This window comes from Burkholderia sp. PAMC 26561 (assembly GCF_001557535.2).
GTDB lineage: Bacteria > Pseudomonadota > Gammaproteobacteria > Burkholderiales > Burkholderiaceae > Caballeronia.
In genome coordinates this window covers 348151-375086 of the sequence record NZ_CP014309.1, presented here as the reverse complement: position 1 = coordinate 375086, position 26936 = coordinate 348151, and the positions used below count along the sequence as shown (strand labels likewise).

Below are 26936 nucleotides of genomic sequence, written 5' to 3'. Positions count from 1 at the left end.
ACCAGGCCCAATCCGGCGCGCCACGACGACCACCGGCATACATGTCCCCACCTGCATGCTGGACAACATGCTACCGCTAGGCGCCGAATAATATGGTGTACCAAGCACAGCAGGTCCAAAACGCTAAAATGTATGCTTGATGCCAGCAACAACCGCAATCTGCTTATAAGAGTCGTTACCACTTACTGCCCCGTTAAAACTAATCGCCGCAAGAGATGCGTCACGTGTTGCAAACTGGAGTACGGTAGCGAGATGCAGAGTCGTTCGCTTTGACAGAAAATATTCGGTCCCGAGATTGATCTGCTGCCAGGCAGGATGATTGCCTGTCGCAAATGGCTTAATGCTCATCCCGCCTTGCGCTAAGCCAGCAGTGTACGTATAACCCGCGCCAACAAGCCACGCGGGCGTGATCAGCTTTTTCGCGTTGATTTCATAGTTGTCCAGTCGGAGCCGGGTACCGTCGCGATAGTCAAGAGTCGAATCGCTGAAGACGGCCGATAGGGTCAAGAACGAGAACGCATAAGTGCCGCCCACTGCAATGATGCTTTGTCGCGTAACGGGCGAGGTATTGTAGAAAATGCTGGAAGCGCCGAGGGTGTACTGATTCGCAGCGATCGTGCCGTTGGGATTTGTGTTATTTGTGGACGACGGATCGTCTAACCGCATGTAGCTCACGCCTGCCTTGAACGAGCCGCCATCGTAAGAGACGGCGACATTGTAGTCCCGATTATTTGCGAAGCCGGCGCCGTTGTTTCCAGACGCTTGGTTGCTAAACCCATAAAGTATGCCGAGTGTAATCCCGTGAAGCGTCGGTGACTGATATTTGACCGAGTTGTTGCTCCGTATCGTCTGATACAGGTTATCGTTGTCGCCAACGTGGGCGCCGAAAGTCCCCATGAACTGGGTCCATGCCAGGAACGAGCCGAGAAATTCGTAACCGAAGTCGTACAGCCGACCCATTGTGAAGGTACCCAGACGGGCGCTTGAAAGACCGACAAAAGCCTGCCGTCCGAACAAAAGGCCGCCTTGCGCGAGTTTTCCAGTGGTTCCCTGGAAGCCGTTTTCGAGCGTGAAAATCGCAGTAAGGCCGCCGCCCAGATCTTCGGCTCCGCGTAGGCCCCAACGATTCCCACTAAGTTCACCAGTTAGTGCCTTGAAGTTTCTTTGTCCACGTGCTGTTGCGGAAGCCGCTTCGCTAGAAGAGTACGCTAACGACTCGTCGATAATTCCATATAACACGACACTCGGTTGCGCATATGTCCCTGATGCAGCGCAGAGAAGCGCTAGCGCGAGGCAGATGTCCTTTTTCATTTCGTCTCCTAAACCTAACTGGTTTTTTTGTGGGTACTACTACTTGTGTTTATTCGGCGTCCAGGCTCGCTTTAATGGCCGCGGCAGTGACGGGTGTGGTTGACGCCTTGTAGGCTGTTGCTACATCGCTTTTCATCTTGGCGAGCACCGCCTTATCAAGATATCGACCCTTTAGTAGAACCGCGGAGATCCTGTCGAGGTTGGCTGCGTCCTCGATTGGATTGCCTTCCAACAAAACGAGGTCAGCGTTCTTACCTGTTTCGACAGTGCCCATCGATTCTTCTCGGTTGAGAAACTCAGCGCCGTTCAGTGTGGTCATCTGAAGAATTTCCAACGGTGAGAGTCCAGCTGTCGCAAGCTCATGAAACTCGTCATGCAGTCCGAACCCCGGAACCACCCAAACTGATGCAACGCCCGAGTCGGAGACCGTCAACATCTTGACGCCGCTTTGCTTTAGCATCTTGGTGACAGATTGCTGCAACGCATAAGTCTGCCGAAGCGCAGCCTTGTTAGACGGCGTAAGGTTGGCAAACGTCCGCTCTAACTGCATCCAGGTCGCAAGCCGGATCTTGTCAACGTAAGCCAGATCGGGGTCGGTTTGAAACGCCGGATCATCCGTTGTTTCGAGTGCTTTCACGCGGCGAAGAGTGGGCACATTCCAAGTCCCGTTCTGGACGAAGGTTGTTGCCAAGTTCAGGCACTTCTCGTTACTGTAAGTGGCCAACAATTCCTGCAGCGTAGCGGTATCAGACGCATACGCTGGCGCACTTAACCCCGCAGCGGCGACCATGGTTTGCCGCATTGCAACTTCGTTTGTCGTGCAATCCAGGAGGATTCCGATTCCGGAGCCAAGATGCTCGATAGATTTCCATCCCAGTTGGGACGACTCGCTTGCACTGACAGCTGGCGTGAGATGGCCGGCCAATGGCAGCCCTAAGCGCTTTGATTCACCCAGGAACGCCAACATCGCGTCGCGGTTTGCGCTGATCACCTTGATGAAATCCACGCCAAGCGCCTTCTGTTGGTCCACGCCTTGGACAGCACTTGCTGCGGTATTGGTACCGTTAAATATGTCGCTCGGTATCAATAAAACTTCCGGCGCGTCGATGCGGCCCGCAGCGCTGTTTGCGTTTAGTTGCTGCGCACGGGAGACCATGTCAGGGAACTGACCAGGAAATGCGCCCATTTCCCGAAAGCCCGTAATTCCATTGGCGACCATCAACGGAAAATAGCTGGGATTCTCGTCAACATGCACCATCGCATGGGCATGCATGTCGAGGAACCCAGGCACCAGAAATTTTCCCGTCCCATCAACCGCCGTAGCACTTCCACTCACACGAACATTCGCGGTCGGCGCGATCCTGGTAATTTTTCCTCCGTCAATGACCACTGCTTGCCCATTGTTTAGGGTCCCGTCACGAGTGTTAACGACGGTCGTGTTTTGAATGACGGTCCCCTGTGTTACGTCGAAGATCCCGTCGCTACCGTGACCACACGCCACAATCAGGCCGCCAACGAATGAGATTGAGAGCAGCGCAATTGAAAGTCTTTTCGCCCGCCACCTCATACTGAATCTCCTTCAAAATTAGTCACGAAATCTTCAGGGACGGCCGGTCCCCAGACGTAAAGCGAATCCTCGGGGAGGTAATCGGCAGCAGGCCAGTCGACGCCAGCCGGTATAAAGTCGATATCGAACGAGTATTCCGCGTAACTGCCCCACGGATCACGGACGTAGCGGAAATAGTTCGACCCAAGAACGTGACGACCCAACCCCCATCCTTGACAGTATCCGGCGCGCGCCATTTGCTCACTGCCAAGCGCAACATCGTCGATCGATGAGACGTCCCAACTCGTATGATGCAATCCCGGCCCATCGGACTTGGCAAACGCGATCAGATGGTGGTCGCTTCCATGAGGGCCATGCATAAATGCGATGATCGAACCAGAATGGTCGGACAACCTGAGACCGAGCACGTCGGAATAAAAGCGTCTGGATTGGTCTACGTCACTTGTGAAAAGCAGTATGTGGGACAAGCGATTCGGCTTCACTTGTGTGACCTCACTGCGGCACGGCGCCCTGCCCGACTCACTTGACTCGGGTGGAAAGATGCGCGCCGACTTTACCTGCGGCGAGGTCTTTTCGGCAACGATCAGCTGGAGCGGGATACCTTGCGGGTCGATGATCCAGATCCCTTCCGTACTGGCGCCGTGAGGCGGTGCTATACGGGCAATATTCATCAACGTGAGCCTCTCCTCAAACGCTTCTCGATCGTGGGCAAATACGCCGAGCGTCAACCACAAGAGGCGCTTGCGTTCGCCCTCTAGGACTCGCCCCCATCTATGCTCATGGCCGAAGGTATATAAGCTCAGTCCAGATAATTCCCGCCGCACGTCCAGACCGAACGACCTGAAAAAGTTCTCCGCCTCACCTAAATCGGGAACGCCGAATACAAACTCGTGGATCGAGTGGACAGCCGGATGAGGAGATCCATTTTCGATTTTCATTTTGTATTCCTGATTATTATCAGTCGATAGCCACTCCGCATTTTTGGAGAGGCATACGGTGTTTCTTAGACGATAAATTGCTGTTGCGTCCCGAGCCCATCGATACTTAGCTTGACTGTGTCACCCCGTTTGAGAAACTGCGGTGGCTTCATCCCCAAGCCCACACCTGATGGGGTGCCGGTAATGATGATGTCCCCCGGAAGCAAGGTCATGAACTGGCTCAGATAAGACACTATTTCAACGACGGAGAAGATCATGTCTGCGGTATTGCTTTTCTGTCTGATATCGCCGTTGACCGAAAGCTCCATATTGAGCGTCTGCGGAGCTGGCATTTCGTCGCGTGTGACAAGCCACGGACCAACCGGTCCGAATGTATCGAAGCTTTTGCCTTTTCCCCACTGCCCGTTGCGCTTTGTCTGCCAATGCCGCTCCGAAACATCGTTGGCCAGACAGTAGCCCGCCACATGCTCGATTGCCGTGTCTGTACTGACGCGCCGGGCCACCGAGCCGATGACGATGCCTAGTTCCACCTCCCAGTCGCCCTGAAGCGCGTCTTCGGGCAAGACTGTGTCGTCGTTAGGGCCGCACAAGGAGGTAATCGCTTTCATAAAAACGACGGGTTCCGTCGGGATCTCCATGCCCGCCTCTTCAGCATGCTTGCGATAGTTGAGGCCAATCGCGATGAACTGCCGAACGCCGGCGACGGGAATGCCCACACGAGGCGTTCCTTCGACGCAGGGAAATTGCTCAAGGTCGACAGCGTTGATCGCGCGTAAGCGCTCAGGGGACAGCCACTCCGAGGTCCAGTCTGTAACAAGTGTCGACAGGTCACGGATATGACCATGCGCGTCGATCGCGCCTGGTTTCTCTTGGCCTTTCGGTCCGAATCGTAAAAGCTTCATGGTAGGTTCCGACTTGATTGAGTAGTTGGAGAAGGTCCGCTCACACTCACGCGTGCCAGCGCGGCAAGATTGCGGACGCATTGCCGCTCGCGATCCTGCGCCGCAGGTCTTCTGGCAACGCAAGTGCCTTGAACTGATCGACAGCGTGGGAGACGGGGAAATAGCTATAGTCCGTGCCGAAAAGAAGATGGGTAGACGGCACGACCTTACGAACGAGATCGAATGCTTCAGGTGCGTAGGCCTGTGCACACTCGAAGTAAAGCTTCGCGAACTCGGCGTAGATGCCTTCGGGAAACAGCACTTTTAACCGGTCTGGGCCGACCGATTTCCAATCGGAGAAGCCTGCTATGCGTCCCAACAAAATGGGCATGACGCCGCCGCCGTGGCAGAAGATAAACTTGATGTCGGGTAGCCGTCTTGTCGTCTGCGATCCCCACAGACTCAAAATTGTTCTCGCGGTGTTGGTCGGAAATTCGATCCAAGGTGCGGTTATTCCCGATGTTTCGTACGTCAGCGTCGCGGGCGTGCAGCACGGAGCTTGAGCCGGATGGACATATACGACCGCTTTACGGCGATTCAGCTCTTCGAAAATCGGTTCAAACTTCGGATCGCCCAGCCACGCGTCCTGGTAGTTCGTCACCAGACCGATACCATCCGCCTTCAGGACGTCGAACGCATACTCGATCTCTCTCAAAGAACCTTCAACATCGTTCATTGGGATTGAGGCGAACAATCCGAATCGACCGGGATGATCGACGCAATACTGCGTGCTCCACTCGTTCGTCTTGCGCGCCCTCGCCCGGCCGTCCGCGGCGTTGGTTTCCGGAATGGCCCCTGCGAACGCGATAGCGGTGTCTACGCCGTTACGATCAAGTTGATCGACGGCCATTTGAATCGACCACGGACTGCCATCGACATTCTTGAAACTCGGTTCAAAATGATGATGTACATCGATCATACGTTGCGGCCGGACAGCAGCTCGCGCGAGAGCCGGAAGCGCGGCCGATGCAGCGAGACCTGCTGATGCTGCCAGGAATTGCCTCCTTCCAAAACTCGGCGTTGCGCAACAAGCGCACTGGTAGTTGCTGGACGATTGGTTCATCCCGGATTTTTTTGTTGCCTTCACGGCGTCTCCTGTTTCTCTTTTGTTTTTAGACGTTTCACTCGGCGGTACGCTACTGATTTCCGCCCCGAGCAAATCGGGGAAACAATGCAAGGGCGTTGTCACGCATGAAGTCACGATGCATTGCGGCGGACATCAGAGGTGTTACGTCCAGTTTTTGCGCAAGATCAGCGACTAATGGTTCAGGCGTGTACGGCCAGTCGCTTCCGTACATGATGTGCTTGGGATCAGCGATCTCGAGAAGCGGCAAAATCTGGCGTGGCAAAGGAAAGCCGGCAAGGTCGTAATACAGACCGCGAAGCGTCTCGTAGAACCGTGCACTGTCCAGCGGCCTAGGCAGTCCGAGCGCGGGCGCCAATCCTGCGACCCGGTCGGCGAGCACCGGAATCGTAGCGCCTGCATGCGGCACGATAATTTTCAGATTTGGAAAACGGTCCAGGGTGCCCGAGAGAATCAGGTTAAAGACGGCACGAGTGGTTTCGAACATGAATTCGAGCATTGGAAATGGATATCCAATCGGCGGGAGCGCCGTGGGATCGCTACAGCATGGGCAATGCGGGTTGGTCGGGTGGATGAAAACCTTTGCGTGCCGACGGTTGAGCTCCTCGAAGACAGGATCGAGCTTTCTATCACCGAGGTATATCCCGTTGTGGTTGCTTTCCACTACAACGCCGTCGACATTCAACGTATCGAACGCGTAGCTGATCTCTGCAAGCGACCCATCGATATCTGGCAGTGGCATGGAGGCGAACATGCCGAAGCGTGTTGGATGCGAGCTTGTCGCCTTCGCACCTTCGTCGTTCACATACCGGGCAAGCTTGCGTGCAGCGGCGTCGTCACCAAAATGCAGCCCCGGTGCGGAGATGGAAAGAATGGCGACGTCGATCCCCACGCGATCCATCATTCTCAAAGCTTGTTCCACGCTCCAGGCGGGAATACCGGGCATGCCGGACGGTTTTGAATGACCCGCAGCGGCAAGAGCTGCACGGTACTGCTCGGGCAGGTAGTGAGCATGCACGTCGAAACGCCCTGTATTCGCTTTCGCGGTCGGCTCTTTCGCGGCGTCGGCACCTGATGCAACCTCTGACGCGAATCCCGTTGCTCCGAATGACGAAGCTGCAGCGCCCAACATGCCGGCAACCAACGCTCGCCGCCGGGGCCACATGTCATCCGGAAATGATCGCTCCTCCCTCGTCAAGTTGAGCGCGCGTTCGTTTAACGATCCTTGTGTGCGTGTAGTGGTGCGAGATTGCGTTACTTTAAAATTCATCGTCTTCTCCAATGACCCACCGCGCACTTCTGCGAGTGCGGGATTACCAACAATCGTTGTTGACCGTCCACCCGGCCGCAGGTGCATGCGCCTCGACTTGTTTGTACTTGCCGCTGAAAAAGACCAAGGGCTTGCGTTGCTCGCCTAGTTGCAGGCCTTCGATCTGCGCTACATAAAGCAAGTGGTCACCGGCCTCGTGAATTGCGGTTGTTCTAGCGACGATGTGCGCCAGGCTTCCGACGATCAATGGTGTCTCTTCACTGAATGTGTACGGCACGTTCAGCGTTTCGTCACGCTTGCCGCCGAAATGCGCACTGACGGCCTGTTGGTGCTCAGCGAGGAAGTTCACGCCGTAACGCACGCCTAAATGGACAATGTCGTTGAACCGGGACTGCTTCCTTACTGAGACAAGCACAAGCGGCGGCTCCATCGACACAGACATGAACGCATTAGCCGTCATGCCGGCGGGTTTTCCCTCGGCAACATAGGTGATGACCGTCACACCCGTGGCGAACAAACCCATTACCGAGCGGAACAATCGGTTATCTAATTCCATTTCGGTATCCCTATGAATGGTCGGGCGTCAAACAAGTGGAGTTACCGTGTTTTCCACGCCCAGAAGCGCCTTTCCGTAGACCTCGATTCCCACCGCAGGTAAAACGACGGCATGGCGAGCGGCCGTGTTCGAGTCTCGCCACATCCGCTGCAGAGGACTACCTTCAGCGAACGTGCCAGCGCCGTGCGCCGAGACAAGAATATTGATCGCATCGGTGATGTTCGTGACTACGACACCCGAATCGGCTCGCACACGGGCTCGAGTCAAATAGTCCAGTTTCTCGCCCCGCTGAGCGGCGTCGTCAATGTCTGCGGCGGCACGGTAAGCATGCAGGTGGGCCGTGTCAATCTTCAGCGCCGCCTCTGCAATTTGCGCCTGGAACATCACCGAAGAGGTCTGCTTTTCGAAAGTCGTATAGGCAATGTTTCGCTGAGAAGCCTTCTCGATGACGTACTTCAGCGCCGCGCGGCCTATGCCCAGTTGCGCTCCAACCAGAACCAACGCAGCGACAGGCACGAATGGGCCCCGGTATTCGGCTTCGTCCTTAAATTCCGTCGGATAGTCGCTCGCGACTGCTGCGCGGATATCGAGCAGTCGGTGGTCGGGCACGAATACGTCCTTTGCCACCACGCAGTTGCTTCCGGATGCGCGCATTCCGACTGTGAACCAGGTGTCATCGATCGTAATGTCTGACCGTGGCAGCAACGCAAGATATTGGCCAACGTAAGCGCCATTCTTGTCGTGCTCCATAACGCCCACTGTGACCCAGTCAGCATGCAAGCTACCCGAGGACCAGAACCATTTCCCCGATACAACGAGGCCTCCTTCCACCCTGCGGCAGTCCTTGGACGGCGTAAATACGCCCGCTACGCGAGCGTTCGGGTTTGCACCGAATACGTCTTCTTGAGCTCGCTTGGGATACAGGCCTACAAACCATGCACACACATTCGTGAGTGCCGTGACCCATGCCGTACCAGCGCACGATTCAGCCAGAGCTGCCGTGACGTCCAGATGCGTTCGGAGCGACTGTTGGTAGCCCCCGAAACGTTTCGGAACCATCAGGCGGAACAACCCGGCCTCGCTGATGGCATCGATGTTGTCTTGGTGCGCCCGACGATCTTGCTCTGACTTCAGCGCGTTCAGTGACAACAACGGTCCGAGCGCGCGAGCCCGATCGATAAGTTCGTCCGAAGTAGGTTCAGACTGTCGTGGCACAGCTTGTAGTTGAGCGGTCATTCAAGACTCCATGGTTATTCGGTTAAAGCAGGTAACGCTGGGCTGGCCCCTCTGCCCAGCGCTGTTCCATAGCGGAATAGCGGCGTATCAAGCGAGCCGTTGATGTGCTACGGCGCATAACGCTTTGGTTTCGTCGCCCAATAAACGCTTTTGTCATTCCGACGAATTCGTTCAATCTATACTCATTCTCGTCTGAACTCAATCAACCTCAGGGCGGTACTTTCCCTTATCAAACAGGGCTTTATCGCGACGCCGTGTCATTATGATAAAATGTCATTTTGAGGAAGAACCCAAATGCGAAAACCCGCCGAGGCATTGAAACAGCCCGCCCGTGACCACCGAATCGTTGTCGCGGAGAAAAAGCGCATGCTAATGCGCACACGACTCATTGATGCAACGATGCGGGTCTACGGAAACAGTGAGAACGCAACCCCGGTAATCGATGATGTGATCAGCGAGGCAAAGGTATCGCGGGGGACCTTCTATAATTATTTCAACTCGCTTGACGAAGTTCTGATTGTGATCGGCCAAGATTTGAGCAATCAGATGACCACCGAAATTTTGCCGGTGTACAACGTACTAACCGAGCCATGGCAGCGATTTTCGGTCGGCTTCCGGCTTTTCCTCATTCGTGCATTGCTCGATCGCAAATGGGCCGGGTTTGTTACTCGCACAGCGGCCTGGGCGGAAGACTCCCTTGTCGCGCAATTTATGTCGCGTGACCTTGAGCATGGGAAAACGCAAGGCCAGTTCAACTTCGACGATGTCGAGGTTGCCGCAGATTTCTTGAAAGGTGCGTCGGCTCACGGAATTCAGGCCTTACGGATCGGGGTGAATCAGCCTGGCCGTTACATCGACAATTCGGTGCGCATGGCGCTCGCGAGCCTGGGATGCAAAGAAGAACTTCGCGACAAGGGCGCAGATTTCTCCAAACTTTATTTGAAGGACTGGCTAAACGGAAATTTGAAAGCAACGAGGCCGGCATGGGCGGGCCACGCAAACGTCGCTGTACGGCATGATCTATTTTGATAGATCCGGCTACACAGACGTGGCTCAAAAACGTAAGGCGACACATAGAACGCCGGTGGGTTTGAACTGGCATAGTTAAAAGGGACAGACGTTGCCCGCGCTGCGCTTCGCGTGGTCGGTGGCGGCGATAGCCTCCCCAATTAAATTACGGCCTCAGAACGCCCGGCACCTAGCATTGGCTGACGGATGTTGACGGCATCACTATTGCCAATACTGATCAGAGTGGAGGATTGCCTATCGTTGTGACCACGCTTTACGGAAGACTTTTGGTTATGTAAACCTATCGGAAAATGGACCCCATGCGGTTTGCGGTGAAACGTCAACGCCGTTGAGGCCAGGATCAGGACTCGCGCGTCTCAAGATCGAATCCGCTCCTCGACATCGACGATATAGCATTGCTACACTGTTTCGTAGTCGCACCTATTTATTTCGACTCGCATCAAAAACAGATGTATTCCCGTGCGCCGGCGTTGGAAAGGATCATTAGCATCTCGAAACAACAGCAAGATTTTCAACGTCCTATGGTCGGTGACCCGAGTGTAATAGCGAATACGCAATTTTGCGTATTGTTGAGCTTGCGACACAAATCTACACTACATTCAGGGAAAGCCAATATCACTTCAACGCACACGAGCATGCAATGACCACAGAACTCAAGACTCGCTTCTCTCACGTCAAACCAGGCGACACACATTTCCGTAGCGACGGCCTGCGCGACTTCTTCGCTTACCGTGATCTCGGTATTTTGCAAGCGACGGGAGGAAAGGTAATTGCCCAACTCGTCAAAGCGAAGAACGCGCCCGAGGCAGGCACCGGCTGGCACATTCATGAAGCCCAGTTTCACATCGTGCTGATGTTAAAGGGCTGGGCGCGTTTCATGTATGAGGACAAGCAGACCTTGGTCTCAGTCGGCGACTGCGTGCATCAGGCACCAGGTATCCGGCACTTCCTATTCGACTATTCTGAAGATATGGAATATCTTGAGGTTGTTGGCCCGGGAGATTTCACAAGCGTCGGTGTAAAGGGACCGTGCGAAGTGCCTGCGCCGACGGCTTGGTCGCGATAGTCTTTTCACCGTCCCCCTGGCAAGCGCAGATACGCTTTGCACAAGCGTAGCGTGCCAGGCGACCGAAACCAAACGAAGCCTTGGGTACACAGCCTGCGCTTGGCAAAGCGAACGGGCCAGCGGGCTCGCGCTTGCCAGAGCTCAAGCAACGTGTGCATTCCTGCCGAATCTCATCTCGCGCGCTCGCCGACTGCTTTGACTCGCCGATCTGCCTCCTCGGTTTGCCTTATCAGCAAGGTAGGACATCGGGGCGGGGAGCAGGTACGGTTACGGTGCCATCTTGTGAAGCAGGTCGGACGCTACGAGCGTTTGCGCCTTTGCGCAAGCGAAATGAGGCTTCGCGAAGTTTGCATCAGTGCCGACTGGAATCATCTCATCGAGCTGGGTCGGCCGGCCGCCTTGCAGTATATGAACTGGTGATTCAGCCGACGTCGGCGGCCTGGCCGGCCATCACAGGCGATGAGCTTTACATAGAGATCGCGCTGTGACGGGCCAGGCGGCCGAAGGCTCATAATTGTTTAAGTAGTGACGATAAAAAATTACGATTCTGGGCACCGATCCCAGCGGCTTTTCACTGCTTAGCATGGCGGGAATACAGCCGCCATCTTGAATTTTGAATCAAGTTCAAATCATGGTTGCGGTCGGTTTTCGGCCTCCGTGTTGTATATAAAATATGGCGGCACTTCCGGCCCCCACAAACAAAGCGAATCCTCCGGCGAGAAGTCTCCTGCTGGCCACGTGTGCCCGGCACTAACAAAGTCGATATCTGCGGACTATTCTGAGAACGATCCCCACGGATCCATTACATTAACTACCGCGTCCGTCACGGCTCCAAGAAATGCGTCAATCGTTTCGGCGGCGGCGGATTGCGCAGGCTTTCGTCGTTGCGTAGATATGTTGCGTCGCTAGTAGCCCAATCATTCTACCGGCGTATCCCCTTTATTGGGGATGCCCGCCCTTACGAAATCAGCTACATTTTGACCGCGACCGAAAAAAATAACCGGCGTGCGCGGGACGCCCCCAAAATTAAGTTATCCGAGGGCTTCGGCAGAACTTGAGAGACCAAAGGCCCGCGTTAAGCGGGCCTTTTTTTGTGGCAAGTTCCAACCGTGGGTCAAATATTGGCGAGATCTATTTTTCCACACCACCGTAAAAGTACTTCGGGTTCATGTTGTCCAGTGGGTTGCTCGACCCAAACAAGGATCCGCTCACGCTGCGCAACGTCGCACAAACAGCGTTGATTCCCGTCTGCAGAGCCCCCTCGACCCACCCGCCTGTAAATGAGCAGCTATCGCCAGCGAGGTAGATGAATGGGTCTGTAGCAGGAGCCCGGCTACCCTGGAACTGAAAAAACAACTGCTGGGTCTGCGCATCTCCGTTTGCGTAATTTAGCTTGAACGCCCCGTAGTAGCCTTGCTCAGTATCCCAATCGATAATGTGCACATTGTTCTCATAATCGCCTGCGAGCGGAACGACACAACTCGCGAAAGCGGCGTTCGTCTGGGCAAGATCAGCTACGAGGCGCTGCACACGCCGTTTGTTGTCGCCAAGCGCGAGCTGCTTAACCGCGTCGTCCTCCCAGGCATAACTCAACAAGACGATGCCGGGCGAGTTGGGATCTTTTGGTGCGTAGTCGAGGCAGTACACGCCACGGACCATCGTGTCTGTTTGTATGTTGACGGGAAGCTGTTTGTCGAGTCAAAATTTCCGCTCGGTCATGACAAATACTTTGGACGAGCTCGTCAAGTGCACATCGTCAATAGCCGAACATTGCTGGGCCGTTAGGACCGAACCAGGCGCGCTCAGCGCCATGTCAATCTGCATTGCCCGCGTGCTTGCCGTCACAATGACGCGATCCACAAACGTTTCAGATTCGTCTCCCAATGTCAACATAACGCCGTCGGACGCGCGAGCCACTTTCGCAACAGCTCGGGTCACGACCCATTGGGCAATTGTTTGGCCGTTGAATACCTGTGCAGAAAACGCTCGTGCTAGCGATTCGATCCCACCTGGGATAAACAACTGATTCGTTTCAAGCTCGTCGACTATCAAACGAACGATTTCCAAAAACGCGACCGGATACATTGGGCCAAGTCCCCCAGACCCGACGCCGAGCGCGCCAAAAAGATCGTAGTCGTCTGGAAATCGCCACTGCTTCCCACCAGGTGGGTTGGCGCTGCCGAAAATCTCTCGCAGCGCTGTGTAGAAGCTGTCACTGCCAAACGCGTTTATATAAGCTTGCCAGGCGGCCTGGGCCGCATCCGTTTGCCCACTTCGAAGCAGTCCCGTGATAGCACCGGGGCAAGCACCGCAGGGGCAACTGTCGGCGCATATCCGTTTTCAATGAAGGCATGCCACCCGTCATTTACCGTCTCGAACATCTCAGGTGCTTTGCGCCAGCTTCCCACACATAAGTCTGCCCCTGATAGCCCAAAGTGGTCAGCACGCTACCTGGGTCTGGAAAACTCGATGTCGCTTCAAAGTCAAATTGGTCAAGATAGTGGAACAGGCTATATTCGCTTGGCGGAAAGCGCATCGCGCCTAGTTCGGCCAGATACTGGGGTGGTTGGCTAGGAAAAGTTGCGCTCCATGTGCGTCCGCCAATCCGGTTAGAAGCCTCATAGATGACAACGTTTTAAATTCCTGCCCGTAGCAGTTCATACGCCGCGACAAGTCCAGCAATTCCACCTCCGATAATTGCAATTGTTGTTTGCGGACTGGCAGTGGGTGCGGTGCCAAGGGCATTCGGTAGGCCCTCCAGATAAGCACCGTAGTCGAACAGGTTATCGATATAGCCAAAGCTCGATGGTGCGGTAGTTCGACCGGTCGCAGCAGCCGGTGCGCCAACATGGCGCCGCAGATTTGGAATGATCGCCATAAAATCCGTGTGAAGGCAGTGGTTTATTAAGCGTGCAAACGTTTAACGGCAACATGCAGAACAGACTTGAATACTGATTTTGGAATGTGTAGGCTGTTGGACGCTGAGGCGGCTATTAGACCGTATCATCTCCCTCCTTTCTGATGCATTTGCGACAAGCGCTGAGCCACTATGTATCTATCAAGTCGTGAAACCGCACTTGTCTCCGACATTTTCACGGTGCTAGCGGATTCGCTCCCCGAAAATATCATGCGCCAGGAAGTCGGCGTACGGATGCTTGAGCTGTTGCGGGCCGATTTTCTTGGGTCTTACGTATGGGACGGAACAAAGCGAGAGTTTGTCAACCGCGTGTCGCTAAACATGTCCGACGATAACCTATCCGAATACGAAAAATACTACCAATATCGAGATACCGTTACCCCCCTCCTCCAAAACTGCCGACGAGCAGTGCGAGTTTCTGACGTCATCCCGCAACAAGAACTCGTCCGCACAGAGCTCTTTAATGATTTCCTTCGCCGGGATGGCTTGCATTGGGGTATGGATGTCTTTGCTTGGAATGGCGATACAAACATCGGGGACCTCCGCATCTGGCGGGCGAAGCAGCGAGACAATTTCTCGGACCACGAACTCGCGATTGCAGAGCTAATCCGTCCCGCATTCACAGCGGCGTTATCGAGGGCTCGAGTCGAAGCCGGGTTAGGTTTGATATCTACACCGATGTCTGCACTCATAGCCGAAGACGTTCTCGGCACGCTTACGCCTAGGGAAAAACAGGTTGTATTACTGCTTGTAGAGGGCCTTCTGGACAAGCAGATCGCGTTCAAGCTTGGTATCTCCTACGCAACGGTTCGCACACATGTCGACCGGTCGTTCCAGAAGCTGGGGGTGGGGAATCGCTCCGCCCTTATCCGGGCTGTCATGCTCAATAATGATGACTAGTTCTAGCATCGAATCCAATCGACCGGCTCGAAGGCAACTCACTGACTTGTTGCCAGATAGCTCAAGCCATGCGGGTGTTACCTGCGGCTAATCCCGCGACGAACCGCAATCTTAGGGCGAAAAAAAGCCGGCGTCTTAACGACGTCGGCTAATGGTTCTGATGCCTTCCGAGGGCGGTTACCAGAACCTGAGAGGCCTCCAGCATAACACATTAGATCTCTTAGTAAAATGAGATCAATTGCCTATCCTTTGAATAAAATTTTCATTTCGGAGAGAACTAATTGGAAGGTAGACATAGTCAAAGTCGCAATCGTTTAGGGCCTGTCGACTAGCTGTCAAGTTGATTAACGCGTTTTAGTTTATGCTGCTTGTAATAAGGTCGACCCACGATTGCGAGCTATATGCAAAGAACCACCTGATGTCCGAGACATGCGCTAGTAGCGACCAAAGCTGCCACGCTTAGCTTTACATTATTTATCGGTTACCCTAATAAATTCCTAACAATCACCATACGTCCTCGGGGCCCCGGAAACGGCGGTGGTGTAAGGATAAATTTGAAGCGGAAAAATCCGTTGCCGCATGTATCGGTAAATATTAAATATGCTCGACCCTGCGTTGAATTGATGCGAATTTTTCGAGACAGGCTTGGGCAATGGCACCCAACTTGCAGAAACCAGCCACAAGCTTCAGTTCCTGGCATAAGGCCAATTACCATTGGCTATTCTCATCGTCATTCAAGAAGTCAAGCGTATGACGCAACCGCACCGCGGTCCGCTGGCTCGACAGTCCTAACCGGGCGCTGACTTGCTCATTTGTACAGCCGGATGCAATATGCCTTCGACCGTATGTGTTACTGAGTATTCGCGGGGTGATGTCGGCCGCTGTCGCCCCAGAAGCTAGTAAAGCGCTTTTGACGAACTTGCCCAGTATGCCGTCATCCATCGGTTCGTCAGTCGAAGTCGCAATGAACAAGTAGTCTGAGGATGCGGCAAGGCGCCTACGCGCCGAAATATACATGCCGCTTGCACAACTAAAGATGGTCCTACAGCAATCCAGCCATTATTCGCTGGAAACGCACGTCGGAAAAGGCGGAGAGCCACAAACCATTTCAAGCAAAGTTGGTTCTATAGGCTCCCCTAGTGTTCTGTCCCAGAAATAACTTTACATAGTTTCGCCACTTTCTTGAGAATGGAATCGGCTGTTGCAGTCCACACAAACGCTCGCTTGTGCTGGTTGTACTGCTGAACATAGCGCTCGATACTGGTAATCAGTTGGCGCACGTTTCTGAATGACCCGCGCCGAATCGCCTGTTGTGTAACCAGTCCAAACCAGCGCTCCACCTGATTGAGCCAGCTCGAATAGGTGGGTGTGAAATGCATGCGGTACCGCGGATGTTTGGCTAACCAGGCCTTGACCTTCGGATGCTTGTGCGTCGCATAGTTGTCGACCACCAGATGAATCTCGAGATCAGTCGGCACAGCCTGGTCGACGTGATTCAGAAAGGCCAGAAACTCCTGATGCCTATGGCGTGACTTGCATTGGGTGATGACTTCTCCCGTTGCCGTATTGAGCGCAGCGAATAGGGTCGTCGTCCCGTGCCGGATGTAGTCATGCGTTACCCCTTCGAGATAGCCTAACCCCATCGGCAGCACGGGCTGCGTACGCTCCAGTGCCTGACACTGGGTCTTCTCATCGACGCACAGCACGAGTGCATGGGTCGGAGGGCTTAGGTATAGCCCGACAATGTCGCGCACCTTCTCAACAAAGTACGGATCGGTAGACAGCTTGAAGCTCTTTGAACGATGGGGCTGTACGCCGAATAGCGACAGATACCGGGCCACCGAACTCTTAGAAATCCCTGTCTGCGTAGCGGCAGAGCGCACGCTCCAATGTGTCGCCCCGTCCGGCTTCTCGTGCAGCACCCTGGCCAGCAGTTCTGCCACCGCTTCATCGTCATGTGTGCGCGGACGGCCCGGGCGGGCTTCATCATGCAGACCGGCAAGCCCCTGTGCGACAAATCGCTTCTTCCAATGCGTGATCGCCGGTGGGGTCACCTCGCACCGCAAAGCGATTTCCTGGCTCGTATGACCGTCAGCGGCCATCAAAATAATCTTTGCTCGACGGACCAAAGAATGAGGCAGAGAACGCGAGCGACTCATTGTTAGCAATTGCTCCCGCTCCAGCGTCGACACCGAAATCTCGATTCCCTTGCGTCCCATGATCGCCTCCCTGTCGGTCATGGCTTTATCGTAGAACAACAAATATCTATGTAAAGTTATTTCTGGGACAGAACACTAGCCGTCAATTAAACTTGGTTCTCTCTGAACGATTTCAGCTAAAGTTGGCACTTAATAGCCAGAAACCTTACAACGCAGCTACCCTACCGAACAAGCAGCACGTCCCCCGCAAAACTCTCCGAGTCCCGCCAGGCCGGCAATAGAGGCCACTCTAACTCCTAGTGGCGACGGCGCACTCATTGCCTGAAATGCGTAGTACCAACTTTACTTGAAATTTAGAACCGACTTTAGTCGCTTGCACAACTAAAGATGGTCCTACAGCAATCCAGCCATTGTTCGCTGGAAACGCCCGTCGGAAAAGGCAGAGAGCCAAAAACCATCTCAAGTAAAGTTGGTCCTATCGCGTCCCCGGCTGTCAACTAAACATGGTTCTCTCTGAACGTATTCACCTAAAGTTGGCCCTTAATGGCCAGAAACCTTTCAACGCAATAACCCTACCAAACGAGCAGCACGTTCCCGCAAAGCTATGCAAGGGCCGCCAGACGGGCAATAGAAGCCACTCTTACTCCAGTGACGACGGCGCGCTCATTGCCTGAACGCCGTAGTACCGACTTTAGTTGAAATTTAGAACCGACTTTAGCTGCGTGAGCGCAAAAAAAATTGCGAAGAATAAAGATCTATTTCAGTGCTATTAAGATAACTATCCTTATCCTAATAGATGTTTATGTGCGCTAAACTCATGGTTATGGAAACGAATGAACCTTTGATCTGCCCCCACTTATTAGGACATACTAGCGATTTGCCGAGTGACGACGCACTTGCCGCCTTGCGATGTTGGTACGAAGGTGTGCCCACACGTGAGGCCGTCGTTCGTTACCTTCCCCATCGGCTCACCCACGGCACATCCGCACGCGGCGTGCTGAGTGAGATTCGGCGGCAACTCGTACGCTGTGCCCTCGCCCGCTATCGCGACGACCTTGCCAAACTCTTCGATCACCGCACGGCCGAACGCGTCAAGCACGCACGGCTTGTTGCCAAGGGCATTGAGGCCCTTCGGGTCGCAACTGTGGCGATACCTTCGATCACTGACGACATTGCCCGCTGGCTGTTGCCTCGCGCTGTGCACGCACTTCATGCTCACGGCATCACAACGCTCGCCGATCTGACGCTTCGCATTCCACGCCGCAAGCAATGGTGGACAGCCATTCCCAAGCTTGGACAAGCCAGCGCCAAACAGATTGAGGCGTTCTTTGCCGCCCACCCGGCGCTCACCGATCGCGCCCGTGCATTGATCAAGTCCACGGGCTCACCCATTGTGGTTCCCTGGGAGAACGTGCGACTGCCGCACGAAATCGACGGGTCGTGTGGCGTATTCAGAGCACCGCGAGAAAGCTGCGCGCTCGACGCGAACAATGACTACGACGCAGTGCAAACGTGGTTGTCGCTGCACGAGTCACCCTCGACGCAACGCGCCTATCGGAAGGAAGCCGAGCGACTCATTCTGTGGGCGATCGTCGAACGGGGTCGGGCGCTCTCCTCACTGACTACCGAAGACGCGATTGCGTATCGCGCATTCTTGCGCCGGCCCACGCCCCGTGATCGATGGGTCGGTCCAACGCGTGCGCGAACATCGTCACAGTGGCGGCCTTTCACGGGCAACCTGGCGCCGCGCTCGGTCGCCTATTCGCTGATGGTGCTGGGCGCGCTGTACCGATGGCTGATCGAGCAACGGTATGTGCTGGCGAACCCGTTTTCCGGCGTCAAGGTGAAGGGTACGGAGCGCGCCGCGCTTGATGCGTCGCACGCATTCACCGAAGGCGAATGGCAACTGTTGCGGACCATCGCCGACGGGCTTGAGTGGTCGTATGGCTGGAAACCTGCATCGGCCCAGCGGCTGCGATTTGTGCTGGATTTTGGCTATGCCACGGGGTTGCGCGCCAGCGAGCTCGTGAATGTGACGCTCAAAGACATCCGCACCGATGCACAGGGAGATCATTGGGTTGAACTTGTCGGCAAGGGCCAGAAAGCGGGAAAAGTCGTTCTACCGCCTCTTGCTCGCAGGGCGCTCCAACGCTACTTGGTGGAACGCGACTTACCCGTCTCACCAGAGCGCTGGACGCCTGGAATCGCGTTGATTGCCAGCCTGAATGAAAGCGATCGCCAAGGGCTGAGCACCGTGCGGCTGTGGACGATTATGAAACGGTTCTTTGAGACAACAGCGGCCCTCATCGAAACGGAAAAACCGGCGTTCGCGGTAAAACTGCGACTGGCCGGCCCCCACTGGATGCGGCACACGCACGCGACCCATGCGCTCACACGCGGCGCGCAACTGACCTCAGTTCGGGATAACCTGCGTCATGCGTCTATAACGACGACGTCGACCTATTTGCACAGTGACGAGGTTGAACGGGCTCGACAGTTTCGGGATGCATTTAAGGTGCCGTAGTACGCTTCCTCAACTCAACGCCTACCCAATTTATGCCGCTCAACCCACAGTCCTCGCTCACCAGGCTCTTCAATGCGCCCGTCAGATCCGGAGCGCTCATATGGATCGGCGTGCGGCCCGAGCGGCGGTTGGTCATGCGCCCGGTCGAAGAAGCCATGCTGGACCCGCATGTCGGGCTGGAAGGCGATCACTACAGTCGCGATGCAGGAAACCGGCAAGTCACCCTCATTCAGGCCGAGAGTCTCGCGGCTATCGCAAGTCACCTCGGACTGGAAACGCTCGCGCCAGAGGTCCTTCGTCGCAATCTGGTTACGCGCGGCATTAATCTATTGGCGTTGAAAGACCGGAAGTTCCGCATCGGTGATGCGGTGCTGGAGATGACAGGCGAGTGTCATCCCTGCTCGCGCCTTGAGGAAACGCTTGGCGTTGGAGGATATAACGCCACACGAGGTTTTGGTGGCATAACGGCGAAGGTGATTTCGCGAGGCCGCATAGGTGTAGGCGACGCCGTCCTGCGCATCGACGAGTGATCCCCAGCCGCTCGCTAGGAGTGGCGTACTCGCACTCATCAACCTGTGTGCAGCAACGCGAACGGAGTAGGCAATTATTGATTTGCTGGCGGGTTCAGCACTCCGAGACGTGAAAGCCCTGCTACGCATCTTTCTCTCGGCTACCCCGTCGCATTGCCGGCTCATTAATGACAAATCGCCGATTCAGGCACGTCCCTAGTTCTGTGATGATGAAACAAGTCGATCAGACCGTTAGTAGATTTTAGCCCGGTTTTTGTGCAGCTCGTTTTCCTGACCGGCCGTGATCGACCCGTTTCAGCCATACGACTCTGTGAGGGTCTGACGGCTGCTTTCGGGGCCCTACCGCCACTCATTGCCCCGTAAGCAGCGGGTTCTACGGCTTGCCGGCGGCAGTAGATCATCGATCAATTTTGTTATTTGCGATATAACGCCAAAGTCCTCGGCGGTATGGCGGCAACTTCACCCGCCAGAAATACCCTCGCGCGTCAGCGCAGTAGATCTCGCAGCGTGTCAACCAATCGGTCAATTTCCGATTCGGTGGTCAGATAACTGACCGACGCACGAGCCACCTCGCTAAGTCCCCGAGCCTGCATATCAAAAGGCGTGTAGGCGATGCCACTGGTCCCGATTGCGATGCCCTGTGCGGCCAGTCCGCGCTGAAGCCACTTCGCATCGCGACCGGTTGCGTTAAACGCGACGAGCCCTGATCGCTCGATTCCATCGTCGAGAAGCTTGATAGATGGGATCTCCGACAGTTGCTTGCGCAACCTGTTGGCGAGGCGATCGATTTGGTAGCGGATATTCGGAATGCCGCCCGCCAGCGCTTCCCGAAGCGCGTTGACCAGCCCACAACGAAGTGCGACGGGCGTCTCCGCTGACTCGAATCTCCCGGCGTCCTCTCGCAAGACCGGCTCGCCATGTGCGTCGAGAGGTGCGGAGTAACGGTCGACGCAAGCGGGCGTCAGCCGATGCAGGAAATCGCGCCGAACGTAAAGCAAGCCCGTGCCTCTCGGGCCACGTAATGCCTTGCGGCCTGCTGTGCTCAAGACGTCGCAGCCAATCCGCGTGACGTCGACCGGCAGTTGCCCGACCGCCTGCGCGGCATCGACAAAGTACGGTATGCCGTGACGCCGAGCCACCGCGCCGATGGTCTCGGCTGGATTGATGAGTCCCCCGTTTGCCGGTAGCCACGTGAGCGCGATGAGCCGGACCCGTTCGTCGAGCATGGCAGCCAGCGCGTCGGGGTCTACAGTTCCGCTTTCCCGAGACGGGATGACTTCGATTGATGTCCCTGACCGCCGCGCCCTTAGATACATGGCAGCAAGATTCCCACCCCACTCGTGTCGGCCGACCAGAATTCTGTCGCCTGGACGCCAATTCTCCATCGCGGCAAAGGCCGCTCCCCACCCCTGAGAATTACCGGCGGTCAGCGCGATCTCGTCAGGCTGCGCGTTGAGTAGCACAGCCGCAAGCGTGCGAGCCTGCTCAGCTTCCTCGGTTGCGGCCACGCCAGCTTCCATCGGCCCGAGCGAGGCCTCGCGTTCCAGATGTTCGCTGATTGCGCGTAGCGTTGCGGATGAGGGAATCGACGCACCGGCATGATTGAAATGTACGTTGGTGTGCGCACCCGGCGTCTGGGCACGTAACGCTTCGATTGCGGCGTGAGTGAGAGGAGTGGACATGGCATTTCCCGATGGTGATGGATACTAGAAGTGGTGCAAGGCGATCATCGCATCGACTTCTACCGCCGAACCGGCAGGAAGCATCGCGACACCGACAGCGCTGCGCGCGTGCCTTCCGGCATCGCCGAATATCTGGACCATCAGGTTGGACGCCCCGTCGGCGACGGCACTTTGCCTGTTGAAGCCGGGCGCGCTGGCCACGAAAACGCCAAGCCTCACTACGCGCGCCACGCGATCGACCCGATCGCCCGTGACGGCTGCAATCTGCGACAGAATGCCCAGTGCGCAGAGACGGGCCGCCTTGATGCCGTCGTCTTCCGTCACGTCGGCACCGAGAAGACCTGTGTAAGCCACCTGACCGCCGTGGCGCGCAATTTGGCCGGAGATGTGGACGATATTCCCTTCCTTGGCGAAAGGGACGTAGTTCGCGGCGGGTGATGCGGGGGCTTCAAGGCTTAGGCCCAATTCGGCCACACGTGCAGAAATTGACTGGCTCATATCTGTCGCTCCGGTGCGAGATTGCAGAAGGACGATCCTATCGGTCGGCAAGGTCGGCGACCAATCAATCCTTGCGGCTCCTGCATGAGCGAAACTAATCCGTGTCTTTGCGTGCGTCCTCGTTCGTGGCGGCTGTCAGCCAGTCGCAGAACGCTGAAGCGGCCTCGCTGCGTGGGCCGCGGGGAGTGACGAGCCACCATCCGATGTATGGATCATCGAGTGTTGCTTCGGGAAGAGCGTGAACCAGCGTCCCGTTGGTCAGTTGAGTCTCGATCAGGCGATGTCGACCCATGGCGATCCCCTGACCCGCCAGCGCGGCTTCGACCACGATGTTGTAGTCATGCAGTTGTACGGTTTTGGCGTCGCTCATATCCAAGCCAAAGCGATCTGCCCAAGTCGTCCACTCGAAGGGCTTGCCGGTATGTGAGACCAGAATCGGAACACCCAGCAGATCTTTGGGTTTCTCAAAACGCCCCAGGCTGGCGAGCAGGCTCGGGGCGCACACCGCCGTCAACCGTTCGGACATTAGCTTTTGCGCATGCAAGCCGGGCCACGAGCCCCGGCCATAGCGAATCGCAACGTCCACGTCACCCTGCGAAACCTTGGCAAGTGTAATATCAGGGCGCAGGCGAAGGTCGATGTTGGGATAGTCTGCATAGAACGCACTCAGCCGGGGCGCCAACCAGCGCGTGGCAAATGAAGCCAATAACCCGACTGTCAATGTGCCGGTCGCTCCGAGGGGCCCGCGAATTTCCTCCGTGCCACAACGCAGGAGTTCGAAAGCCTCATGGACCTGTTCGTAATACGCTTGACCAGAATCGGTCAACGCCACCGAACGGGTGCGCCGCTCAAACAATAGCCGTCCCAGCTCGTCTTCGAGTTTCTTGATATGGTGGCTGACGGCGCTCTGTGTCACATTGAGCTCTTGTGCCGCGTCAGTGAAACTCAGATGTCTCGCGACGGCCTCGAAAACATGCAACGATAGGAGTGATGGTATTGGTCGTGGCGACCGCATGGTGTTTGGCGATAATTTACAAGACAGCTCATATTACGCCACGTCCGGAACATCGATCAAAACCATTGAGATGCGTCAGGTAACCTTCCAGAATGGATCGCTGCTTGAGCAATAGCCTCGCAAATCCGCCATCGCGGATTTGGCTGACGCCTTCGTCCGGGCTGGCTGCGACGCTTCGCGTGAGTGTCCCCCACGGGAGCCGAGCCGCCGCTCGAGTGATCGCGTGGCGGCGATCGCGAATGGCGGCAATTGGCCGCACCGCCAACCGTCGCCAGCCGGCTTTTTCGTTCCCGCCACAGATTTTCCGGGGACTGAGGCAAACTAGCGTTCTTTCGGCCCAAATCAAATCTATGCCTGCTCAGTTCAGACCCACGCCAGAGCAACAGGCCATCGTAGATGCGACCGGCGGCGGCAACAACCTCAAGATCAAGGCGTACGCGGGTGCGGGAAAAACATCAACGCTCCGTCTGGTCGCGCATCGGCTCGCTCCACTGCGCGGTACCTACCTCGCGTTCAACAGGGAAATCGCTGAGCATGCGCGCCGGGGCTTTCCGGATAACGTCGTCGCGCGGACGGTCCACTCGCTCGCGTATGCCTCTACACCGCCTGCCTTAACTTCCCGGGTGAGCCTGCCCGCCGAGCCACCGCATGAGCTTGCGGCGCGGTACGGCCTGAGCTCCGTGGAGGTGCCATCTGTCACTGGCAAAGTTCTCGAGTTGACCCCCTTCGACCTGGGCCGCATGGTCGCCGACGGACTTGGACGCTTCTGTCGCTCTGCGAGTCCTGTACCTGAGCCGGGCCACATTCCCGTCGACGAGAAAATCGACACGGGCGCCGTGGACTGGCTCCGCGACGGGCTGCTCCCCTCCGTTTCTCGCATGTGGACCGAGAGCACTGTACAAAGCGGGCGCAGCGCGATCATGCCGGACGTGTACCTGAAGGTATGGTCACAGATGGATCCGCGCATTGACTCGGACTTCATACTGTTAGACGAGGCGCAGGATAGTGACGGCGTTATGCTTCAAATATTGGCGCGTCAAACTCACGCGCAGATCATTTATGTGGGCGACCCCTATCAGCAGATTTACGAGTGGCGCGGTGCACTCAACGCGATGTCCGAAATCAACGCCCCAGAGTTTGCACTGACCGAGTCGTTCCGGTTCGGCTCACTGTTCGCTGCGCTGGCCAGCAGGCTGCTCCAGCTGCTGGGCGAACCCACGCCATTACGCGGGCAACCCGGCATCGGCTCCATCATCTCTGACGACCCGGCCATTGCACCGCCTGTCGATGCCATCTTGTGCCGAAAGAACGTCTCCGCGATCTGGCATCTCGCGGCCGGAATCGAGGCAGGGCATCGACCCTCGATCCGCATGAGCCCCGCTGAGATCGTGGCGTACGCCGACGGCGCTGATGCGCTAATGGCCGGACGTCGCGCATTCCGACCCGCGGCCTTTTCGCTGTTCGAAGACTGGAAGGAGGCGCAATACTTTGCGCGCAGTGCCGCCGGCGTCGATCTCCTACCGGTCGTACGAATCGTGGATGAACTCGGGACCGACTACCTGCGCTCGCTCGCCAAGCGAATCACCGCAGAGGTTGAAGCGGACTACGTAATCTCGACCGTTCACCGGGCGAAAGGGCTTCAGTGGAAACGTGTGAAGGTCACAAACGATTTCCTATTCAAGATAGACAACGGTCGACTCGTTCTGGACGACGACGAATTACGCCTTTTGTACGTAGCCACCACCCGCGCCCAACACGTGCTTGATGTCTCCGCGCTTCGCGAAGAATTGATACGACTGTTGGGCTCCCGTCCGTGAAATCGCCGCGCTCCAGCCGATTACTCGATGTGTTCGATGTTCTGAAGGCTTTTATTAAACTAGGCCTGACGTCGTTCGGCGGCCCGATCGCTCATCTCGGGTATTTTCGTCGTGAGTTCGTCGAGCGGCGTCGCTGGCTCGATGACGAGTCCTACACCGACCTGGTGGCGCTGTGCCAATTTCTCCCAGGCCCCGCCAGCAGTCAGGTGGGATTTTCCATCGGCCTGATGCGGGCGGGCTGGCTCGGCGGTTTAGCTGCCTGGTGTGGTTTCACGTTGCCGTCCGTGCTTTTTCTCATCGGCTTTGCTGCAGTCGCCCCTGACCTCGGCAGTGCCGCTGGGCAAGGCCTAATTCACGGCCTGAAACTAGTGGCTGTCGCGGTGGTTGCGCAGGCAGTCTGGGATATGGCACGGCGCTTGTGCCCGGATCGCCAGCGGGCGGCCATCGCCCTTATCGTAATCGGTGTGCTTGCCGTTTTGACAACGGTATATGCCCAGTTGCTGGTTATCGCACTCGGAGCGCTGCTCGGCGTCGTCTTTTGTAGGGCGGAGCGCGCGCAAGGAGCCCATGAGCCGCACCCGGCCGTTGTCACATTGCGCGTCTCGCGCGTGATCGGGTGGGTTGCGCTGGCGTTTTTTTTCGTTCTTCTATTTGGACTTCCGGCCTTACTCACTCTGCATAACATGCGCAGCATTCAGATGTTCGACGCTTTCTATGGTTCTGGCGCGCTGGTGTTCGGCGGCGGCCATGTCGTCTTGCCCTTACTGCAACAGCGGACTGTCGCGACGGGATGGATTGCGTCTAGCGATTTTCTTGCCGGCTACGGCGCCGCTCAAGCTGCACCGGGGCCACTGTTCACCTTCGCAGCATTTCTCGGATGGATGATGTCCGAAGCACCGCATCGCTGGGCTGGCGCTGCGCTGGCCACGGTCGGTATTTTCCTGCCTGGCCTTATACTGGTGATCGCCGCACTACCTCACTGGCAAGCGCTGCGCTCGCGCCCTGCCACGGCGGCAATGCTGAGCGGCGTGAACGCGGCGGTCGTCGGCTTGCTGGCTACAGCTCTGTATACGCCGGTATGGACCAGTGCGGTTCTTTCAAGCGTTGACTTTGCGATCTCAGCAGTCTGTCTGCTACTGCTGACGCGTTGGAAGGTACCGCCGCTCGCCGTGGTCATCGTGTGTGTGTTCGCTGGAATCGCCGAGTTCGCCTTGCGCTGACCGGATACCCATTTGATGAAGCTGTCCGAGCACGTTTGCTTGTAAACAATTCGGCTTTGATGGTCGACGTACCCATGCTGGCCGGACCCGGTCTTTCAGCGATCTGCCGAACACGGCTCGCCACAACCCTTAGACCTGCCCGACACGAGACGTTACGTTCGGCGCAGGTTTAAGATAACCAGACCCAATCTTAGCTGTTAACCAGAATGCCGACGCATAAATCCAAGTTGCCCAGCGTTCAGATCCGCATGGCTGCCGGCCGAATGCTCTTACGCGGGGAGACAATCGCAACTGTCTGTGAGGAGGTCGGCATATCGATTAAAACAGCCAAGCGGTATCAGGAATTATTCGCGGCTGGCGGCCTCGCCGCGCTTGAGAACATGTCGGTCGGGGGGCGACCCTCGGCGTTGAGTCCAGAAGCGTTCGATTGGATCGCGGCTGCGCTGCAAGGCGAACCACAAGCGTACGGCTTTCCCGGCGCCCGATGGACCTCCGGCACGCTCGGGCAATTGATCGAGCGCCAGTTTGGCGTGAAATATTCTCGCGTGTATGTCCGACAGATCGTCCTTAATCTTGGCCTCAGTCTGCGGCTCGGCCGCCGCTGAGAGAGTGAAGCCGAGGCGGAGTTGCGAGTTGAAAATCATCTAGCGGACCCCTGCCGCCGCCCTGATGGGCG

At 56.3% G+C, this 26936-nt stretch carries 22 protein-coding genes and 2 pseudogenes; 8 read left to right on the top strand and 16 right to left on the bottom strand.

Annotated elements, in window-relative coordinates:
* Window positions 1-123: 123 nt before the first annotated feature.
* The 8 genes from AXG89_RS28515 to AXG89_RS28480 all read right to left on the bottom strand — a co-directional run bounded on the left by AXG89_RS28515 (window position 124) and on the right by AXG89_RS28480 (window position 8903).
* A complete protein-coding gene (locus tag AXG89_RS28515; protein WP_062173554.1) occupies window positions 124-1311 on the bottom strand; it encodes a porin in 1188 nt (395 codons plus the stop codon).
* Window positions 1312-1360: 49 nt separating this feature from the next.
* Complete coding sequence (locus AXG89_RS28510) at window positions 1361-2878, bottom strand: amidohydrolase family protein (RefSeq protein ID WP_062173556.1); 1518 nt, start codon at window positions 2876-2878, stop codon at window positions 1361-1363.
* A complete protein-coding gene (locus AXG89_RS28505; protein ID WP_062173558.1) occupies window positions 2875-3816 on the bottom strand; it encodes a VOC family protein in 942 nt (313 codons plus the stop codon). Before AXG89_RS28505 ends, AXG89_RS28510 begins: the two co-directional genes overlap by 4 nt.
* Before the next feature lie 65 nt (window positions 3817-3881).
* The gene (locus tag AXG89_RS28500) at window positions 3882-4718 is read right to left on the bottom strand and encodes a fumarylacetoacetate hydrolase family protein (protein WP_062173560.1); all 837 of its coding nucleotides are present in this window, start codon (window positions 4716-4718) and stop codon (window positions 3882-3884) included.
* A 46-nt stretch (window positions 4719-4764) separates the two neighbouring features.
* Window positions 4765-5676: an amidohydrolase family protein gene (locus AXG89_RS28495; RefSeq protein WP_062173561.1), complete on the bottom strand. Its 912-nt coding sequence runs from the start codon at window positions 5674-5676 to the stop codon at window positions 4765-4767.
* 217 nt (window positions 5677-5893) lie between these two features.
* Window positions 5894-7111 carry an amidohydrolase family protein gene (locus AXG89_RS28490; RefSeq protein WP_236873498.1) on the bottom strand — a complete coding sequence of 406 codons (1218 nt, stop codon included), beginning with the start codon at window positions 7109-7111 and terminating at the stop codon, window positions 5894-5896.
* A gap of 43 nt (window positions 7112-7154) precedes the next feature.
* Window positions 7155-7667: a flavin reductase family protein gene (locus AXG89_RS28485; RefSeq protein WP_062173563.1), complete on the bottom strand. Its 513-nt coding sequence runs from the start codon at window positions 7665-7667 to the stop codon at window positions 7155-7157.
* Window positions 7668-7694: 27 nt separating this feature from the next.
* A complete protein-coding gene (locus AXG89_RS28480; RefSeq protein ID WP_062173565.1) occupies window positions 7695-8903 on the bottom strand; it encodes an acyl-CoA dehydrogenase family protein in 1209 nt (402 codons plus the stop codon).
* A 294-nt stretch (window positions 8904-9197) separates the two neighbouring features.
* On the opposite strand from AXG89_RS28480, the gene AXG89_RS28475 reads away from it, so the two are divergent.
* Together AXG89_RS28475 and AXG89_RS28470 are read left to right on the top strand one after the other, a co-directional pair.
* Entirely contained in the window at window positions 9198-9932 is a 735-nt protein-coding gene (locus AXG89_RS28475; RefSeq protein WP_062174169.1) for a TetR/AcrR family transcriptional regulator, read from the top strand.
* Window positions 9933-10572: 640 nt separating this feature from the next.
* Complete coding sequence (locus AXG89_RS28470; RefSeq protein ID WP_062173571.1) at window positions 10573-10998, top strand: cupin domain-containing protein; 426 nt, start codon at window positions 10573-10575, stop codon at window positions 10996-10998.
* Between the two features lie 629 nt (window positions 10999-11627).
* On the opposite strand, the pseudogene AXG89_RS43575 reads toward AXG89_RS28470, so the two are convergent.
* The 4 genes and pseudogenes from AXG89_RS43575 to AXG89_RS43570 form a co-directional block, all read right to left on the bottom strand.
* Window positions 11628-11804: pseudogene (locus tag AXG89_RS43575) on the bottom strand (VOC family protein); the annotation flags it as partial.
* A gap of 325 nt (window positions 11805-12129) precedes the next feature.
* A pseudogene (locus AXG89_RS28460) lies at window positions 12130-13230 on the bottom strand (NAD(P)/FAD-dependent oxidoreductase).
* Between the two features lie 133 nt (window positions 13231-13363).
* On the bottom strand, window positions 13364-13603 hold the full coding sequence (locus AXG89_RS44075; protein WP_250645754.1) for an FAD-dependent oxidoreductase: 240 nt from the start codon (window positions 13601-13603) through the stop codon (window positions 13364-13366).
* A 30-nt stretch (window positions 13604-13633) separates the two neighbouring features.
* Complete coding sequence (locus AXG89_RS43570; RefSeq protein ID WP_236873500.1) at window positions 13634-13876, bottom strand: hypothetical protein; 243 nt, start codon at window positions 13874-13876, stop codon at window positions 13634-13636.
* 171 nt (window positions 13877-14047) lie between these two features.
* Between AXG89_RS43570 and AXG89_RS44290 the strand changes: the two genes are divergently transcribed.
* The gene (locus AXG89_RS44290; protein ID WP_082771609.1) at window positions 14048-14815 is read left to right on the top strand and encodes a helix-turn-helix transcriptional regulator; all 768 of its coding nucleotides are present in this window, start codon (window positions 14048-14050) and stop codon (window positions 14813-14815) included.
* Window positions 14816-15951: 1136 nt separating this feature from the next.
* Here the strand turns inward: AXG89_RS44290 and AXG89_RS28445 are convergent.
* Window positions 15952-17034: an IS630 family transposase gene (locus AXG89_RS28445; RefSeq protein WP_062174103.1), complete on the bottom strand. Its 1083-nt coding sequence runs from the start codon at window positions 17032-17034 to the stop codon at window positions 15952-15954.
* 763 nt (window positions 17035-17797) lie between these two features.
* On the opposite strand from AXG89_RS28445, the gene AXG89_RS28440 reads away from it, so the two are divergent.
* Entirely contained in the window at window positions 17798-19498 is a 1701-nt protein-coding gene (locus AXG89_RS28440; protein WP_062173587.1) for a site-specific integrase, read from the top strand.
* Between the two features lie 134 nt (window positions 19499-19632).
* Window positions 19633-20028, top strand: coding sequence for an MOSC domain-containing protein (locus AXG89_RS28435; RefSeq protein ID WP_256936052.1), 396 nt, complete (start codon window positions 19633-19635; stop codon window positions 20026-20028).
* 485 nt (window positions 20029-20513) lie between these two features.
* Here AXG89_RS28435 and AXG89_RS28430 read toward each other — a convergent pair whose 3' ends face one another.
* The 3 genes from AXG89_RS28430 to gcvA form a co-directional block, all read right to left on the bottom strand.
* Entirely contained in the window at window positions 20514-21710 is a 1197-nt protein-coding gene (locus AXG89_RS28430) for an aminotransferase class V-fold PLP-dependent enzyme (protein WP_062173592.1), read from the bottom strand.
* 24 nt (window positions 21711-21734) lie between these two features.
* Window positions 21735-22208 carry a RidA family protein gene (locus AXG89_RS28425; RefSeq protein ID WP_062173594.1) on the bottom strand — a complete coding sequence of 158 codons (474 nt, stop codon included), beginning with the start codon at window positions 22206-22208 and terminating at the stop codon, window positions 21735-21737.
* A 94-nt stretch (window positions 22209-22302) separates the two neighbouring features.
* Window positions 22303-23223, bottom strand: coding sequence for a transcriptional regulator GcvA (gcvA, locus tag AXG89_RS28420; protein ID WP_062173596.1), 921 nt, complete (start codon window positions 23221-23223; stop codon window positions 22303-22305).
* Between the two features lie 350 nt (window positions 23224-23573).
* Here gcvA and AXG89_RS28415 point away from each other — a divergent pair, with 350 nt between their 5' ends.
* The 3 genes from AXG89_RS28415 to AXG89_RS28405 all read left to right on the top strand — a co-directional run bounded on the left by AXG89_RS28415 (window position 23574) and on the right by AXG89_RS28405 (window position 26865).
* A complete protein-coding gene (locus tag AXG89_RS28415; RefSeq protein WP_062174104.1) occupies window positions 23574-25040 on the top strand; it encodes a UvrD-helicase domain-containing protein in 1467 nt (488 codons plus the stop codon).
* A complete protein-coding gene (gene chrA, locus AXG89_RS28410; protein WP_062173598.1) occupies window positions 25037-26260 on the top strand; it encodes a chromate efflux transporter in 1224 nt (407 codons plus the stop codon). The genes AXG89_RS28415 and chrA overlap by 4 nt, the downstream gene beginning before the upstream one ends.
* Before the next feature lie 248 nt (window positions 26261-26508).
* Entirely contained in the window at window positions 26509-26865 is a 357-nt protein-coding gene (locus AXG89_RS28405) for a helix-turn-helix domain-containing protein (protein WP_236873567.1), read from the top strand.
* The last annotated feature ends 71 nt before the right edge of the window (window positions 26866-26936 follow it).

Coding starts and splice junctions, on each gene's coding strand:
- AXG89_RS28500 (WP_062173560.1), bottom strand. CDS start 4,718: ATGAAGCTTTTACGATTCGGACCGAAAGGCCAAGAGAAACCAGGCGCG.
- gcvA (WP_062173596.1), bottom strand. CDS start 23,223: ATGCGGTCGCCACGACCAATACCATCACTCCTATCGTTGCATGTTTTC.
- AXG89_RS28475 (WP_062174169.1), top strand. CDS start 9,198: ATGCGAAAACCCGCCGAGGCATTGAAACAGCCCGCCCGTGACCACCGA.
- AXG89_RS28510 (WP_062173556.1), bottom strand. CDS start 2,878: ATGAGGTGGCGGGCGAAAAGACTTTCAATTGCGCTGCTCTCAATCTCA.
- AXG89_RS28435 (WP_256936052.1), top strand. CDS start 19,633: ATGCGCCCGGTCGAAGAAGCCATGCTGGACCCGCATGTCGGGCTGGAA.
- AXG89_RS28480 (WP_062173565.1), bottom strand. CDS start 8,903: ATGACCGCTCAACTACAAGCTGTGCCACGACAGTCTGAACCTACTTCG.
- AXG89_RS28490 (WP_236873498.1), bottom strand. CDS start 7,111: ATGAATTTTAAAGTAACGCAATCTCGCACCACTACACGCACACAAGGA.
- AXG89_RS28495 (WP_062173561.1), bottom strand. CDS start 5,676: ATGATCGATGTACATCATCATTTTGAACCGAGTTTCAAGAATGTCGAT.
- AXG89_RS28440 (WP_062173587.1), top strand. CDS start 17,798: ATGGAAACGAATGAACCTTTGATCTGCCCCCACTTATTAGGACATACT.
- AXG89_RS28505 (WP_062173558.1), bottom strand. CDS start 3,816: ATGAAAATCGAAAATGGATCTCCTCATCCGGCTGTCCACTCGATCCAC.
- AXG89_RS28515 (WP_062173554.1), bottom strand. CDS start 1,311: ATGAAAAAGGACATCTGCCTCGCGCTAGCGCTTCTCTGCGCTGCATCA.
- AXG89_RS28425 (WP_062173594.1), bottom strand. CDS start 22,208: ATGAGCCAGTCAATTTCTGCACGTGTGGCCGAATTGGGCCTAAGCCTT.
- AXG89_RS44290 (WP_082771609.1), top strand. CDS start 14,048: ATGTATCTATCAAGTCGTGAAACCGCACTTGTCTCCGACATTTTCACG.
- AXG89_RS28405 (WP_236873567.1), top strand. CDS start 26,509: ATGGCTGCCGGCCGAATGCTCTTACGCGGGGAGACAATCGCAACTGTC.
- AXG89_RS28415 (WP_062174104.1), top strand. CDS start 23,574: ATGCCTGCTCAGTTCAGACCCACGCCAGAGCAACAGGCCATCGTAGAT.
- AXG89_RS28430 (WP_062173592.1), bottom strand. CDS start 21,710: ATGTCCACTCCTCTCACTCACGCCGCAATCGAAGCGTTACGTGCCCAG.
- AXG89_RS28485 (WP_062173563.1), bottom strand. CDS start 7,667: ATGGAATTAGATAACCGATTGTTCCGCTCGGTAATGGGTTTGTTCGCC.
- AXG89_RS28470 (WP_062173571.1), top strand. CDS start 10,573: ATGACCACAGAACTCAAGACTCGCTTCTCTCACGTCAAACCAGGCGAC.
- AXG89_RS43570 (WP_236873500.1), bottom strand. CDS start 13,876: ATGGCGATCATTCCAAATCTGCGGCGCCATGTTGGCGCACCGGCTGCT.
- AXG89_RS28445 (WP_062174103.1), bottom strand. CDS start 17,034: ATGGGACGCAAGGGAATCGAGATTTCGGTGTCGACGCTGGAGCGGGAG.